15 protein-coding genes are annotated in these 15,690 nt (G+C 31.7%); 4 read left to right on the forward strand and 11 right to left on the reverse strand.

What is annotated here, in order from left to right; genetic code table 11:
- Positions 1 to 108: 108 nt before the first annotated feature.
- Entirely contained in the window at positions 109 to 510 is a 402-nt protein-coding gene (gene mce / locus ACOYLP_RS02850) for a methylmalonyl-CoA epimerase (protein WP_422854664.1), read from the reverse strand.
- Positions 511 to 668: 158 nt separating this feature from the next.
- Between mce and rbfA the strand changes: the two genes are divergently transcribed.
- Positions 669 to 1,061, forward strand: coding sequence for a 30S ribosome-binding factor RbfA (gene rbfA, locus ACOYLP_RS02855; protein WP_290286863.1), 393 nt, complete (start codon positions 669 to 671; stop codon positions 1,059 to 1,061).
- Positions 1,062 to 2,261: an ABC transporter permease gene (locus tag ACOYLP_RS02860; RefSeq protein WP_422854665.1), complete on the forward strand. Its 1,200-nt coding sequence runs from the start codon at positions 1,062 to 1,064 to the stop codon at positions 2,259 to 2,261.
- Here the strand turns inward: ACOYLP_RS02860 and dusB are convergent.
- Entirely contained in the window at positions 2,258 to 3,250 is a 993-nt protein-coding gene (gene dusB / locus ACOYLP_RS02865) for a tRNA dihydrouridine synthase DusB (protein ID WP_422854666.1), read from the reverse strand. The genes ACOYLP_RS02860 and dusB overlap by 4 nt on opposite strands.
- Positions 3,251 to 3,428: 178 nt before the next feature.
- Here dusB and lepA point away from each other — a divergent pair, with 178 nt between their 5' ends.
- Both lepA and thiL read left to right on the forward strand, forming a co-directional pair.
- The gene (gene lepA, locus ACOYLP_RS02870; protein ID WP_422854667.1) at positions 3,429 to 5,225 is read left to right on the forward strand and encodes a translation elongation factor 4; all 1,797 of its coding nucleotides are present in this window, start codon (positions 3,429 to 3,431) and stop codon (positions 5,223 to 5,225) included.
- Positions 5,226 to 5,336: 111 nt separating this feature from the next.
- On the forward strand, positions 5,337 to 6,386 hold the full coding sequence (gene thiL, locus ACOYLP_RS02875; protein WP_422854668.1) for a thiamine-phosphate kinase: 1,050 nt from the start codon (positions 5,337 to 5,339) through the stop codon (positions 6,384 to 6,386).
- Between the two features lie 175 nt (positions 6,387 to 6,561).
- Here the strand turns inward: thiL and ACOYLP_RS02880 are convergent, their stop codons facing one another.
- The 9 genes from ACOYLP_RS02880 to ACOYLP_RS02920 all read right to left on the reverse strand — a co-directional run bounded on the left by ACOYLP_RS02880 (position 6,562) and on the right by ACOYLP_RS02920 (position 15,668).
- The gene (locus tag ACOYLP_RS02880) at positions 6,562 to 7,215 is read right to left on the reverse strand and encodes a response regulator (RefSeq protein WP_422854669.1); all 654 of its coding nucleotides are present in this window, start codon (positions 7,213 to 7,215) and stop codon (positions 6,562 to 6,564) included.
- A gap of 8 nt (positions 7,216 to 7,223) precedes the next feature.
- Positions 7,224 to 9,272, reverse strand: coding sequence for an ATP-binding protein (locus ACOYLP_RS02885; protein ID WP_422854670.1), 2,049 nt, complete (start codon positions 9,270 to 9,272; stop codon positions 7,224 to 7,226).
- Between the two features lie 90 nt (positions 9,273 to 9,362).
- Entirely contained in the window at positions 9,363 to 9,638 is a 276-nt protein-coding gene (locus ACOYLP_RS02890) for a hypothetical protein (RefSeq protein ID WP_422854671.1), read from the reverse strand.
- 453 nt (positions 9,639 to 10,091) lie between these two features.
- Positions 10,092 to 12,110: a tetratricopeptide repeat-containing sensor histidine kinase gene (locus ACOYLP_RS02895; RefSeq protein WP_422854672.1), complete on the reverse strand. Its 2,019-nt coding sequence runs from the start codon at positions 12,108 to 12,110 to the stop codon at positions 10,092 to 10,094.
- 227 nt (positions 12,111 to 12,337) lie between these two features.
- The gene (locus ACOYLP_RS02900; protein ID WP_422854673.1) at positions 12,338 to 12,736 is read right to left on the reverse strand and encodes a hypothetical protein; all 399 of its coding nucleotides are present in this window, start codon (positions 12,734 to 12,736) and stop codon (positions 12,338 to 12,340) included.
- Positions 12,737 to 12,754: 18 nt separating this feature from the next.
- Positions 12,755 to 13,138, reverse strand: coding sequence for a hypothetical protein (locus tag ACOYLP_RS02905; protein ID WP_422854674.1), 384 nt, complete (start codon positions 13,136 to 13,138; stop codon positions 12,755 to 12,757).
- A gap of 141 nt (positions 13,139 to 13,279) precedes the next feature.
- Positions 13,280 to 14,005: a hypothetical protein gene (locus tag ACOYLP_RS02910; RefSeq protein ID WP_422854675.1), complete on the reverse strand. Its 726-nt coding sequence runs from the start codon at positions 14,003 to 14,005 to the stop codon at positions 13,280 to 13,282.
- An 89-nt stretch (positions 14,006 to 14,094) separates the two neighbouring features.
- Positions 14,095 to 14,640 (reverse strand): hypothetical protein, encoded by a 546-nt coding sequence (locus ACOYLP_RS02915; protein WP_422854676.1) that lies wholly within the window; start codon positions 14,638 to 14,640, stop codon positions 14,095 to 14,097.
- Positions 14,641 to 15,011: 371 nt separating this feature from the next.
- On the reverse strand, positions 15,012 to 15,668 hold the full coding sequence (locus tag ACOYLP_RS02920; RefSeq protein ID WP_422854677.1) for a response regulator: 657 nt from the start codon (positions 15,666 to 15,668) through the stop codon (positions 15,012 to 15,014).
- Between the last annotated feature and the right edge of the window lie 22 nt (positions 15,669 to 15,690).

Below are 15,690 nucleotides of genomic sequence, written 5' to 3' on the forward strand. Positions count from 1 at the left end.
ACCAAGGACCACCTGATTATGAGTCAGGTGCTCTAACCAACTGAGCTATAGGACCCGCTTAAAGCGGTTGCAATATTACTACTATTTTTGTTTTGATGCAACTATTTTTCACCCGATTTCTTGACAAAGTTCAATCAGAACGCCATTGGTTCCTTTTGGGTGTAAAAAAGCCACGAGTTTATTATCGGCTCCTTTTTTTGGAGTTTCGTTTAAAACAACAAAACCTTCTTTTTTTAATCTGTCTATTTCTTCTAAAATATTCTCCACATCAAATGCAATATGATGAATGCCTTCCCCTTTTTTTTTTAAGAATTTTGCAATTGGACTTCCCGGATTTGTAGCTTCTAGAAGTTCTATTTTATTGGGACCGTTCATGAAAAAAGATGTTTTCACGCCTTCACTTTCCACTTCTTCCTGTTTATAGGGTGGATTACCGAAAAGTTTTTCGAAAAGTAAATTGGAAGTTTCCAGATTGTTGACTGCAATTCCGATGTGTTCAATTTTGCGCATGTTTTGTTCTTTAACCGCAAAGTTCGCAAAGTTTTAGTAAAGTTCACAAAGTAGCTATGGTTTTTCTTTTAGCCCTGATAAAGTAATGCTGTGCTTCTAAAAACTTTACAAAGCTACAACTTTCTAACTTTGTAACTTAAAAATTGTATTTTTGCGCCATGGAAACGAATAGACAGAAGAAAATAGGCAGTGTGTTGCAAAAGGATTTAGTAGATATTTTGCAAGGCGAAATACGTAAAAACGGAATTTCAAACTTAGTGATTTCGGTTTCCAAAGTAATTGTAACTACTGATTTATCTATTGCCAAAGTATATTTGAGTGTTTTCCCACAAGACAAAGCAAAGGATTTACTTGAAGCCATAAAAACCAATGCCCCATTGATTAAGCACGATTTGTCGCAACGTGTAAAATTGCAGTTGCGAAAGGTGCCTAACCTTTCTTTTTATATTGACGATTCATTGGATTATATCGAAAAGATTGACAATGCTTTATCAGGAAAAGAAAATCCAATCGAAAACCGTGACCTTTTAGAAAAACGCAAGAAATTCTAAGTGAACTTCCCACTTTACATAGCCAAAAGATATCTTTTTAGCAAAAGTAAAAACAATGCTATCAATATTATTACAGGTATTGCATCGATTGGAATTATTGTGGGTACGCTCGCATTATTTGTTGTTCTCTCCGTTTTTAGCGGCTTGCGCGATTTCAGTTTGTCTTTTTCCAATACTATTGATCCTGATTTAAAAGTTAATCCGATTCAAGGAAAATCTTTTTTTATTTCTCCAAAACAAGAAAAAGAAATTGCCGCTATTGAAGGTATTGCTTCTTATAGTAAAGTAGTAGAAGAACGTGTACTTTTCTTTTTTGACGGAAAAGAACAGGTTACTTATTTGAAAGGTGTTGATGTAAATTACACTAAAATCAACTCAGTTTCTAAAAATCTTTTTAACGGAAAATGGCTTCGATACAAGACTGCCGAAGTGGTTGTAGGTTATGGAATTACGCAAAAATTATCGCTTGGCCTTTTTGACTTTAATAATGATTTTGAGGTGTATGTGCCTCGAAAAGGTAAAGCTGTAATCGAAAGCGAAGCTGAAGCATTCAACAAATCAGTCCTGATTCCGGTTGGAATTTATGCTATAAGTGAAGATTTGGATGGCAAATATGTTTTTGCTGATTTGACTTTGGCTCAAGACTTATTAGAATACAAACACAATCAGATTTCAGGTGTTGAAATTAAAATAAAACACAATGCCAACGAAGCCGAAATTATGGAGAAACTTAATCTTATTTTCCAAAATAAAGTTGAAGTAAAGAACAGAGCCCAACTTAATGCGACTTTATATAAGATGTTAAATACCGAGAATATTGCAGTTTATCTTATTTTCACCTTAGTCATTATTATTGCATTATTCAATTTAATTGGCGCCTTGATTATGATGATTTTGGAAAAGAAAAGCAACCTGAAAACGCTTTTTAATTTGGGTTCAGAAGTCAAATATTTAAAGAAAATATTCCTGCTTCAAGGAAGTTTACTGACTATCATTGGCGGAATTATCGGATTGATTTTAGGGATAATTATAGTGCTGATTCAACAACATTTCAAATTAGTCATGATTACGGAATCTTTAGCTTATCCGGTGGTTTTCAGCATTCAAAATATGCTGATTGTTTTCGGAACTATTGTCGCACTTGGTTTTATATCTAGTTTAATTGCGAGTAGCCGAGTGACAAAAAAATTGTTGGATTAAACAAATTGATAATCCGCATAAACTTCCTGAATTTCATCCAAAGCTTTAAACAAACTTTCAGCCGATTCAAGCGTAACCAATTTTAATCGGTGTTCTTTGAAGTTAGAAACCCCTTTGAAGTAATTGGTATAATGACGACGCATTTCTACAATTCCAACGCGTTCTCCTTTCCAATCCATAGACCAGGTTAAGTGATTTCGTGCTGCTTCCACTCGGTCAAGCATTGTTGGTTGTGCCAAATATTCCCCAGTTTTGAAGTAATGCTTTATTTCATTAAAAATCCATGGATAACCAATCGCAGCGCGACCAATCATCATCCCGTCTAAACCAAATTTATTCTTGTATTCCAATGCTTTTTCGGGAGAATCAATATCACCATTACCGAAAATCGGCATGGTAATTCTAGGATTGTTTTTCACACGGGCAATATGCGTCCAGTCTGCACTTCCTTTGTACATTTGAGCACGTGTTCTGGCATGAACCGTCAAAGCTTGCACGCCAATATCTTGTAACCTTTCGGCAACCTCATCAATATTAATGGAGTTTTCGTCCCAACCTAATCTTGTTTTTACCGTTACAGGAAGATTGGTTCCTTTAATCACCGCTTTAGTCAAACGAACCATCAAATCAACATCTTTCAAAACGCCTGCACCGGCGCCTTTGCACACTACTTTTTTTACTGGGCAACCAAAATTAATATCTACCAAATCGGGCTGAACAGCGTCGACAATCCTCGATGACATTTCCATGGCTTCTTCATCTCCACCAAAAATCTGGATTCCAACCGGTCTTTCATAATCAAAAATATCCAACTTCATGCGGCTTTTAATTGCATCACGAATCAGTCCTTCGGAAGAAATAAATTCTGAATACATCAAATCGGCTCCATGTAATTTGCACAACCTGCGAAACGGAGGATCGCTAACGTCTTCCATAGGTGCAAGTAGTAAAGGAAAATCTGGTAATATGATGTTGCCTATTTTGGGCATACTATTAATTTTTGGCAAAAATACTAAAGATTGTTGAATGAAGATTGTTGTTTTTAGATTTAAGAATTTAAATCAACAATCAACATTCGTTAGTGTTCAATCTTCAATCAAAAACTTTGCCTTATATTTGCTGATTAAATGCGGGCGCATTTTACCCAAAATTGACAGATTTACGAAGATGAAGAACATTAGAAATTTTTGCATTATTGCGCATATTGACCACGGAAAAAGCACACTTGCAGACCGACTACTTGGTGCTACACAAACCGTTACAGCTCGTGAAGAAAAGGCCCAGTTACTTGATAATATGGACTTGGAGCGTGAACGTGGGATAACGATTAAGAGTCACGCCATCCAAATGGAATATAAATACAAAGGCGAAGATTATATTCTGAACCTTATTGATACTCCGGGACACGTAGATTTTTCATATGAAGTTTCCCGTTCTATTGCTGCTTGTGAAGGGGCGCTTTTAATTGTAGACGCAGCACAAAGTATTCAAGCACAAACGATTTCTAATTTGTATTTGGCTTTAGAAAATGACCTGGAAATCATTCCTGTATTGAATAAAGTTGATTTACCAAGTGCGAATCCGGAAGAAGTTAGCGACGATATTATTGATTTATTAGGTTGCAAAATAGAAGAAATTATTCACGCTTCGGGTAAAACCGGTTTTGGTGTGGAGAATATTCTGGCAGCTATAATAGAAAAAATTCCTGCACCAAAAGGGAATAAAGATGAACCTCTTCAGGCTTTGATTTTCGATTCGCATTACAATCCGTTTCGTGGAATTGAAGTTATTTTCCGTGTAAAAAACGGCGAAATCAGAAAAGGGCAAAAAATCAAATTCATGGCAACGGGCAATGAATATTTTGCAGATGAAGTTGGTACTTTGAAGTTAAATCAAGTGCCAAAAGATGTGATTTCTACCGGCGATGTTGGGTATTTAATTTCAGGAATTAAAGAAGCAAAAGAAGTAAAAGTGGGTGATACCTTAACGGATGCTAAAACACCAACAACGAATATGATTACGGGATTTGAAGATGTAAAACCAATGGTTTTCGCCGGAATTTACCCTGTAGATACGGAAGATTATGAAGATTTGCGTGCTTCGATGGAGAAATTGCAATTAAACGATGCCAGTTTAGTTTTTATGACTGAAAGTTCAGCCGCATTAGGATTTGGGTTCCGTTGCGGATTCTTAGGAATGTTGCATTTGGAAATCATACAAGAACGTTTGGAGCGTGAATACGATATGACAGTAATTACAACAGTTCCCAACGTTTCTTATTTGGCATATACCAAAAAAGATCCTGAAACTGGTTTTGTTGTAAACAATCCATCCGATTTACCCGAACCTTCAAGATTAGATAGAGTTGAAGAACCTTTTATAAAAGCCACCATTATTACCAAATCCGATTATGTTGGGAATGTAATGAGTTTGTGTATTGAAAAACGAGGTGTTATAACTAATCAAACGTATCTAACTACCGAAAGAGTTGAATTGAATTTTGATATGCCCTTGGCAGAAATTGTATTTGATTTTTATGATCGATTAAAAACAGTTTCTAAAGGATATGCTTCATTTGACTATTCTCCAATTGGAATGCGAGCGTCAAAATTGGTAAAATTAGATGTTTTATTAAACGCTCAATCAGTGGATGCCCTTTCGGCATTGATTCATGAAAGTAACGCCTATAATATTGGTAAAAAAATGTGTGAGAAGTTGCGGGAATTAATACCAAGACAGCAGTTTGACATTCCGATTCAGGCGGCGATTGGTGCCAAAATTATTGCGCGTGAAACCATAAAAGCATTGCGAAAAGATGTAACTGCAAAATGTTATGGTGGAGATATTTCGAGAAAGCGTAAACTATTGGAAAAACAGAAAAAAGGAAAGAAACGAATGCGCTTGGTAGGAAATGTAGAAATTCCGCAAGAAGCCTTTATGGCGGTTTTGAAATTGAATGATTAATTTCAGAAGAAAGAGTAAAGATACAAGAATAAAGAAAAACCCAATTACGAAAGTTGTTGGGTTTTTTGTTTAGCATTAAAGCAGTAACTTTGAAACCTAAATTCAACAAGTATGCTAGAAGATAAAACGCCGCAAAGAACTTCACTTTCTCAACTGGGAGAATTTGGTTTGATTGACCATTTGACAAAAAATTTTGATGTAAAACAACCATCGACTTTAAAAGGAATTGGTGATGATGCAGCTATATTGGATTTTAAAAACAAAAAAGTTGTTGTTTCAACTGATTTATTAATTGAAGGTGTACATTTTGATTTATCCTATATGCCATTACGACACCTGGGTTACAAAGCTGTGGTAGTAAATGTATCTGATATTTGCGCTATGAATGCAAAACCAACACAGATTACGGTTTCTGTTGCGGTATCCAATCGCTTTCCGCTCGAAGCTTTAGAAGAATTATTCGATGGTATTGCTTTGGCAGCAAAATTTTATAATGTAGATGTTATTGGAGGCGATACTACTTCGTCACAGAAAGGATTAATTATTTCTATTACCGCGATTGGCGAAGCTAATGAAGAGGAGATTGTTTATAGAAATGGTGCAAATGATGGCGATTTATTAGTGGTTACAGGCGATTTGGGTTCTGCTTATATGGGATTACAAGTTTTGGAGCGCGAGAAACAAGTGTTTCAGGTAAATCCAAACAACCAACCCGACTTAGATGCGTATACTTATTTAATAGAACGTCAATTAAAACCAGAAGCCCGTCACGACATCAGAGAATTATTGAGCAAATTGGAAGTAAAACCAACATCGATGATTGATATTTCGGATGGTTTGTCTTCTGAAATAATACACATTTGCAAACAATCTAAAGTTGGTTGTAATTTATACGAAGAAAAGATTCCGGTTGACCCACAGTTTATCAATGTTTGTGAGGAATTCAATATCGACTCAACAACTGTGGCTATAAATGGTGGCGAAGATTACGAATTGTTGTTTACCATTGCTTTAGATGATTTTGACAAAATTAAAGCCAATCCAAATTTTACCGTAATTGGTCATTTAACCCCTGAAAGTGAAGGAATTCATTTGATTACTAGAGCCAATACTAAAATTCCTTTAAAAGCTCGTGGTTGGAATGCACTGAGTGAAGAATAATATTTTGAAAAACAAAAAAGCGATACTTTTTACAGTATCACTTTCACCCCTTTATCATATAAATAAAGTAGTTTTTTTAAGTTATACTACTTAAACCCTACAGTTAACGTTAAAATTATTCAGCTAAGTTACACCTATGTAGGCAAAATTGTTGTTAGGGTTTCGCGCATAATCGTTAAATGACACCTTTTGTTTTGGCTTCGTTAATTAAATCGATGTCACTTTCGCCTTTTACTTCCAATATTTCTCTGATGTTGAGTTTACGTTTCTCAATGGCACTAAGGGAAAGCGGAATATATTGTGGCAAATCTTTTGTTTTTACTCCTTTTGACAAGTGAAACAATATTTGTTTGTCAAAAGCGTCCAATTCTATATCATTATATTTGGCCTGACCTACTAATTTAATAACCGTTTGGCTATAATAGCTTTCATTATTAATAATTTTATCAAAAGCAAAAATCAATTCATCAAATGTCAAATCGTTTTTAATAATTAATCCATTTGGATTTATATTTTTAATAATGTTATTAATTTTAAGCAATTCATCATGCATTGTTAATAGAATAACTTTACAACTAGGCATTTCGGATTTCATTAAAACTGCTAAGTCTTCGCCAGAGTAAATTCCTTTTTCAGCATATTCGGGCATACTGATGTCAAAAAAAGCTACGTTAAAAGGTATTTTTGATTCAACAATATTTTCATATCCCGATTTACAGTTGTTGGCTTGTATAACTTCAAACTCATATCCTTGTTGGCTATACTTTTCTAGAGCATTTTTATATGCCTGAATAATAAAAGGATGATCATCTACTATTAATATTTTCATTGATTTTGTCATACTGGCTCTTCAATTAGTTGTTTGGTTGCTATTGGTATAGTGATCTCGATGCATGTTCCATTGCCTTTTTTAGAAGATATATCAATAATTCCCTGACAGTCATTCGTTCTTGAAATCATGTTTTGCATTCCAATTCCTTTACTTTTCTTGTTGACATCAAAACCAATTCCGTCGTCTTGAATTTTTAGGAAAACACTTTCTGAATCTCCACTAATTTCTACTTTTATGTGCTTGGCAACAGCATATTTATTAATATTTTGCAATCCTTCTTGCAAAATACGGTACATGTTAATTTTGATAGCATTACCTACTTTATCCCAATTAATAGAGGTGTCAATATTATACGTTACTTCCGCTTCGTGTGAAGATTTTTGTTCTTCTAATAAATTATGAACTATCGACACAAAATTATTAATTAAAACTAATTTCTCTCTATTCAGGTCGTGTGAAATTTCACGAATATCCTGTTCAATAGTTTTTAATTCATTTAGTAATTCTGTTCTTTTTTGAGGCGCATCAGGGTCAGTACTCGAATTCAAACTATCTAAATTTAAACGCAACCCAAACATTCTTCCCAAAACCCCGTCATGAAGGTCTTGCGCCAATCGTTTCTTTTCTTTATATCTACTTTCGTCTATGATGGATTGTTGCGACATCATGAGATTAAAAATCTCTTCATTTGCTTTTTGTTGAGCTTGTTTGAATAATAGTTCTCGTGTTCGTGCGCGTTGTGCTCTTACAATAAATAATAATCCAACTAAAATAAAGGTGATTACAAAACCATAAAGTAGGTTTCTGTTTCTGTTTGCAAGAACATCGTTTTCTTCAATTATTTCTTGAGTTCCTAATTGAATGCGGGCAAAGCGGTCTCTGGAATTTCTTTCAGCTATTTGAAGACTGTCGGATATTCTAAGATAATCGTCAGAATATTTTGCTGCATTTTTATTATCTACTACCGAGGCTTGCTTCAATGAAAATAATAAGTCTATTGGAATTTTATTACTTTTAGCTGTTTCTAAAGCCATATTAGCATATTCTAGAGCTCTTTTTCTTTGATTTGTTTTATAATAATATTCCGAAATGTGAATATAACTAATTACAACAGCCGATTTATCATTCAGTTTTTTTCTAATTTTGAGAGATTCTAAAAACAAATCTGGCAAACCATTTAAATCATTAATTTGAAGTTTTGAATAGGCTAAGTTATCTGTTATATTAGAATAAGCAATAGGATAATCTTGTTTTAAATTATTGTATTTTAGTGATTTCTTTAAAAAAGAAATGGCTTTTTTATGTTCTTTAAGATTTTGATAAACCAAACCAATATTACTTAGACAAACTGTTTCTTGAAATACGTCTGAAAAATTATTGTTTTTTGCAACTATTAAAGCTTGGTTAAAATAATTGATTGCCTTAGAATATTCTTTAAGTTGATTTGCGTTTAATCCAAGCTGAATCAAGACAAAATGTTTTTTTTTCGAATCATTAATTTTTTTTATTGCCGACAATGATTTTGAAAGTGATAAATCGGCTCCCAAATTATCATTTGCATTAAATTGTATTAACCCTTTCTTTAACATGATAGTTGAATAACCATCATAGTCTTTTATTTGATAATATATTTTTTCAGACTTAGTGTAGTATAAGAAAGAACTGTCAGGTTGATTCGTTTGATAATAATAATTACCAAATGATCGGTAGGCATTAGCTTTGCTTATTATATCATTAGCGGATAAGGAATTCTTCAATAAAATTTCTGCAGCATTCTTATAGTGATCCCATTCGCCTGTCTCAAAATACTTTGCTATAATTTCAAAATTCAATTCTCTTGATTTTAAAGAGTTTTCAGAATTTTTAATAATAGTTATTGCTTGGTCAAGAATTTTAACTTTTTCAGCATTTGTTATATCTAGCCTTTCAACTTTTTTGAGGTAATAACTTATACTGTCTGTAGGACTTAAATATTTTTCTACCGATTTTTTTTTGTCATTTGAACATGAACATAAAAATAATAAATAAGCAAATATGAAGTATTTTGTTTTCAATTAGTAACATGGTTAAATAAAAACAAATATATTCAAAAAAAAAGCTATCTTTAATAAGATAGCTTCAATTAATAATATTTTTATATTACTTTATTGGATATTTCCTCCATTACCTAATCCGGTTCCTTTTCCTCCTACTTCATAATATATATTTCCTCCGTTACCTAAACCGGTTCCTTTTCCTCCTACTTCAAAATTAATGTTTCCTCCATTGCCTAATCCAGTTCCTTTTCCACCTACTTCGTAATATATATTCCCTCCATTACCCAATCCAGTTCCTTTACCCCCCACTTCATTAGGAGTTGTAAATGATGTAACAATTAGCATTAAAGCTAATAATCCGAATGTTGTTGCTAATTTTTTCATAATTTGAGACTTTATGTTTTTAATGTTTTAACTCAATTTCGCTTAATGTGTCTTTTAATTGATTTGAGGCAATGGGACACTTTCACGATGTAAAACTAAAAAGGATGTCTCTGTCAATCCTTATGAATAGTGGTGTTTATGGTGGAATGCCGTCGTTTGATAGTGAATGATAGTCAAATCCGAGTGGATGGTTTTTATAAATTTTGTGTTTTTGGCCAAAAAGCTTGTCAATCCTGACTTTGCCATGAAGTAAATTATGATGTAGGCGCAAAATTTGGGTAAAGTGGTAGCTTAACCATTAGTTTTTAATTACCTTAATTAAAAAAAATACAATAAATAGATTTAGATATTTCAATTTTGACTTTCGGCAATTGAAATTCTAAGAAGTTAAAATGATTGCCTCTGAAGCTGAATTGAGTGCTCGCTCAGTTTTAAAATACTTGAAAGTTGGTTTTATTTTATTGGAATAGCAATATTTACAGAAGTAGTAGCATGTTTGGTTGAACTAATACTGAACTTCCCGTTTAATAATTTTACCCGAGCTTGCATATTTTGAATGCCAATCCCATTTGAAATAACTGATGTATCAAAACCAATTCCGTTATCTGTAATTGCCATACAAATATTTGGAGCATCAAGGACAATACTGATTGATGCTTTTTTTGCTTGGCCATATTTATTAATATTATGGCTTGCTTCCTGAATTATTCGGTATAAATGCATTTTTATTTCACTAGATATTGCATTCCAATCTATATCATTGTCTAATTCTAATTCGTAATGGGTCTTACTCGTTGTGTTTTGTTCGTTTACAAAATCTTCTATCATTATTCCAAAACTGTCTTCTTCTTGAAATACGTCTTGATTTAAATCATGAGATATGTTTCGGATATCGGTTTCAATTTGGTTAATCTGATTTATATAGGTTAAACATTTTTGTATTGTCTCCGTATCTGTTTTTTTAGACAATATAGCTAAATTTAAACGTGTACTGGATAATTTATTCATAATCCCATCGTGAAGTTCTCTGGCTATGCGTTTCTTTTCCGTTTGTCTAGCTTCGTCTTCCTTAGCTTTTTGGGTTAGCATTAAATGATAGATTTCTTCATTTGCTTTTTGTTGCGATTGCTGGAGTTGCAACTCTTTTTGTTTAGAACGTTGTCTAGTAATAATTAACAGTAATACAATTATTACTATAATTACTCCTGCAATAGTTACAATAATCCATTTTTGTTTAATCGCTGTTTCTTTCTCTTGAGATATTTTGTCAGTTTCATAGGCTATACGGGCAAATTTATCTCTAAAGTTACGTTCCGAAATTTGCAAACTATCATTAATTCGAATATACTCTTTAGCATTGGTTGAAGCATTTTTTTTGTCAACTTTTATGAGTTGTTCTAAAGTAATTAAAATATCCGAAGGATTGTTGTAGCTTTTGGATATGGAAACCGCTTTATTGGCAGCCTTTATAGCATTTATTGTGTCGTTTATTTTTTCATAATACTTAGAAAGATTGATTTGGTTATAATTTTGTCCATTATCATGATCATTTTTTGAATAATAATTTTCTGCTTCAAAAAAAAGATTAGGTAAACCAGATATTTTATTCTGAACTAATTTAAGATAACCATTCATTGATTTTGCTTTATAAAAATTTTGAGGATTTACAATCTTACTTTTGGGGTTTTCTAAAATCAAGTCAATATAATATTGTGCTTTATCATATTCCTTAAGTTGAATATAAGAATCTGCAATACCACAATATGAAATATTAACGAATCTCAAATTGTTATTTACGTATTTTAGCCCCTCATTTTCATATTTAATAGAATTTTTATAATCTTTTAAGTATGAAAAATTACTAGCTATGGTTGAATAGTTCCTATATAAATCGAAATTAATATTTTTATTAAATATTTTTATAAGTTTGAAATTTTCAAACAATGTTTTATTACTCCCTAAAAAATCCGAAGAATAAAGTTGAACTTGAGCTATGTCTTTGTTTAAAGCTATTAATTGCTTCGTAGAATTCAATTTTAAAAAAATTTTTTTTGATTTGTAAAAAGATTCTATTGCTTGGTCATTTTTAGATTTAAACATATAGTTTAAGCCTTTCAACTTATAAGAATTCGCAATGCTTAATTGGTTCTTTGATTTGAAGGATAAAATAAATAGTATATTAGCGCTTTCTTCAAGCTTTTTAAACTGCAATAAGTTACAATAGTTAATTCCTGCATAATATAAATTATACCTTGTCAACGTGTCATTCCTATTCAAATCAATAAGCGAATACGCCTTATCATTATACTTTATTCTTTTATCATAAGTAATTGAATCATTCCCCGCCAGATCAAGATATTTCTTAATTGAATCATTATTAGCTTGGGCTTCTTTGTCTTCGATTGTTTTAGAAGTACAACCGTGTAAAAACACCAGTAAAATTATTCCCCAATAAATAAGTCTTTTATTCATAAAGCCAATTAAGTTAAAACAAATTGAGTCCCGATTAAAAAACCGGAACCCAATTCTACCACAATTTAATTTATCGCAATCAAACTTGTATTGTTAAGTATTAGAAATTTCTTTTAATAAAAAAAATACGTTCTTGATTTTGATATTGTAAAAGTAAATTGTCGTTTTTTGATTTTGGTACACTAAAAGTGTACATTTTTATAAATTTTCGAAATTCTTTACCGCACTCACTCATCTTTGATAGTAATTATCACTTCGTCTTCAAATTTGTACTCCCCTTTTTTATATATTTCTTTGTTGGTCAATACAATTTCATAGGTGTAAATGCCTTTAGACAAAGCAAACAAGCATTCTTTCCCATCTGTAGGGATAATGAGTTCTCTTTTAACTTCTTCATCTTCCTCATTTTTGCCTTCAATTCTAAATGTAATTCTATCTGTAAGTTTATTTTTTACACAAACACTTTCAATTACTTTAATGTTCTTTTTAGCATTCGATTTACTTATTTTTAGCACTGATAAACCACTTAATAATAGTTCTCCACCTTTGATTACAGTATTAAGATTGGCTTGAGAAAATAATAATTGACTCATAAATAATAATGAAATAATAATTTTATGTTTCATAACTTTACTATTTTCGAGTTAACTCATTGCTGCAACAAGCAACATAGCTTTAAGCCGTTTCGTTGCGTCAGTAGCTTCTATACAACTGGTTGTTATTAATCCCGAAATGTTTGCTTTTGCAACACCAATACTTACTTCAACTTTGATTTCAATTGTTATTTCACAACTGTTTTGCTTGGTGTTTTGAGAATTACTGAAATCAAATTCTTGAATAATTTGATCCGCTTCTTCATTCAGTTCAATAAGAGACAGAAACTTATATTCTGTAATCTCTTTTTCATATATAGTTATTAATGAGGCGCTTTTAAAATCAGCTCTTTGATTTTCATCGCTTTTTTCTTGTGCATTTGCATTTAATACAAATGAGATAATGGCAATTAAGCCAAATAATAAATTTTTCATATTTGATATAATTTTAATTATTGCAGTCCAGCTTTGTGTCGTCAAACATTATATAGGTTGGCTGCTTTTTGAGTTCTTTAGTCGCTCAACAATCTAAATCTAATTGTTCTCTTATTGATTATCAGATTAGTTTAGGACTTATTAGTTTGAGAGTTTAAAGTCATTAGACAAAAGAGCTGCTTTTATTTCTATGAAGTGCTCTTCACCATAGATCAATGCAATTTTTGTCCCTTTATGCAAATGAATTTCGTTAACTATTTTCTGATTTCTTAATGTAAGCAATAAATTATCTATTATCCTCTTGTCTACCTTTTTATCGTTACATGTTGATTTATTATAAACTGAGGTTTCAAAATCGCATGCTTCAAGTATTATCTCACCATATTTAGATTCATAGGCTGTTATTATGTCTTTTAAATCTAAATCAACTCTTTTTCCCGAAAATGAATCAATCCCAAATGCAATATATTTTGGTTGGTCAATCAGTTTCTTTTTTAGTTTAAATTTATATACTGAATCTATCAAATACATATATCCTAATCCTTTATTAGGAATTGGAATTCCTCTTATTTTTCTAAATTTTCTTAAAGTCACTGTATCATACAAAGAGACATTAACAGTTTCTAGAAAAAAATAGTAATCTATTTTTTTTAAAGAGTCAATTTTTTTTTCTGTATCATTATAAAATTCTTCTACTCCAATATGTCTCATTGGGAAGAAGACAACTTCTTTAGAATTACTTTGAAGTTTTGTTAACTTAATACTTTTGTTATAAACTCCTGTTTTCTCTAATCCTCTGTTAAAAAAATAGTTTTTACAGCCCGTTAAAAATGTTGACAAAACAAACACCATTATTATTTTTTTCATCTTCTAAAATCTTATCTAATTAAACATTAATGTTAACGAATTAGTAGTACATGTTGAAATATTATCAACATGTACTACAATATTTATATTTACCTAATTTTAATTCCACCTATTAAACCGCTTAGAATAGTAACTATTGTTTCATTAATAATTGTCCCAGCGGCTTCTCCAAAAATCTCTTTTATCCAACAACCTAACTGATACCATCTGCATTTAGCTGTTACCGTAATCGCATAAGGATTATAATCACCTGTTGTTCCTCCGAACAATTCGCTGCCATCACTTTTTATTCCTTTTTTGAATAGATTATCGACATATAGCGCCGCAGCAGCCATTTCTTTGCCATTATAATTCTTTAAAATTTCTTCTGGAGAGGTTTTACTAGAAAGTAACTTGTAGGACATGTTTAATAAATCATTCCCTTCTTTTGTAATTTTAGAATACCAGGAACCCGTGATTTTTTTCTTAAAATCATCAACATTGGTGGTTTTATCAAATGCAGGTTTTAATGTACTTGTAAGATCAGACATCCCTTGTGCCAATTGTAACCTTACACTTTCTTGAGTTATTTTTTGCGCATTCCCATTGGATGCAAATAAAAATGTGGCGATTAAGCCAAATAATAAATTTTTCATAAATTTGTAAATAATTTTAATTATTCAGTCCAACTTTGTGTCGTCAAAACATTATAAAGGTTGGGCTGCTTTTTTTGGTTGGTTTAGTCGTACTACTGTTTAATAACAAACCTCTAAAATAAACAGTGTCTTTTCTTTAACTATTTTCTCTACAAAAAACTAGAAAAGAATTCTTTGTATTGTGTCACTAATGTGGTGGCAAGCCACTTAAAACTACCTAATAAACATGTTAAATTACTATTGTTTGATATTGTAAAAGTAGGTTGCCGATTTTGCATTTTGATATACAAAAAGTGTACATTTTATGAAATCAATAATAATACGAGAGTAGGAAAAAAGAAGTTTTTTTCCTGAAGTTTTCGAGGTAAATTCTAAATTAGCCCTTGTTTTCTTGCTTCTTTCAGAATGTCTTCATCATTCCCTTTGTCAATACCTAAAAGCTGTTTAAGAATAGCTTTTCTTTTATCAATAGCACTTTTCGAAAGATGAAGCAAATCAGGAAGGCTTTTGGTTTTCACTCCTTGTGCGAGTAAAAAAAGAATTTGGCGGTTATAACTATCCATAACTTTATTCTTTTCTCCCCAAGATTTTTGGTGATTCAATACAGTCTTACTAAAATAAGTTCCTCCTTTTACTATAATATCAAACGCATCAATTAATTCTTGCGGCTGTAAATCACTCTTAATTAAAATTCCTTGAGGGTTATGATCTTTGATAATTTTAAAAAGAACTATAGACTCGTAATGTGAAGTAAGAATTACAATTTTAGCATTGGGATGCTGTTTCCTCACAATTGGAACTAAATCATCTCCTGTATTAATATTTTTTTCAAAATAAGGTGGTAAAGTCATATCTAAAAACACAATGTCAAAAGGATCTTTTGCTTGAAAAACCTCTTTATAAGCTGCTTCACAAGAATGGACTGCAGTAGTATTTAAAGCATAGCCAAAGGAATTATGGGCAAGAATAGATCTATACCCTTCAATAATAGGTGGGTGATCATCAACCATTAAAACCTTTAGTTCCATGACACAATTTTTATCGAAACTA

This window comes from Flavobacterium sp. (assembly GCF_049318325.1).
In the GTDB taxonomy this organism is placed as follows: domain Bacteria; phylum Bacteroidota; class Bacteroidia; order Flavobacteriales; family Flavobacteriaceae; genus Flavobacterium.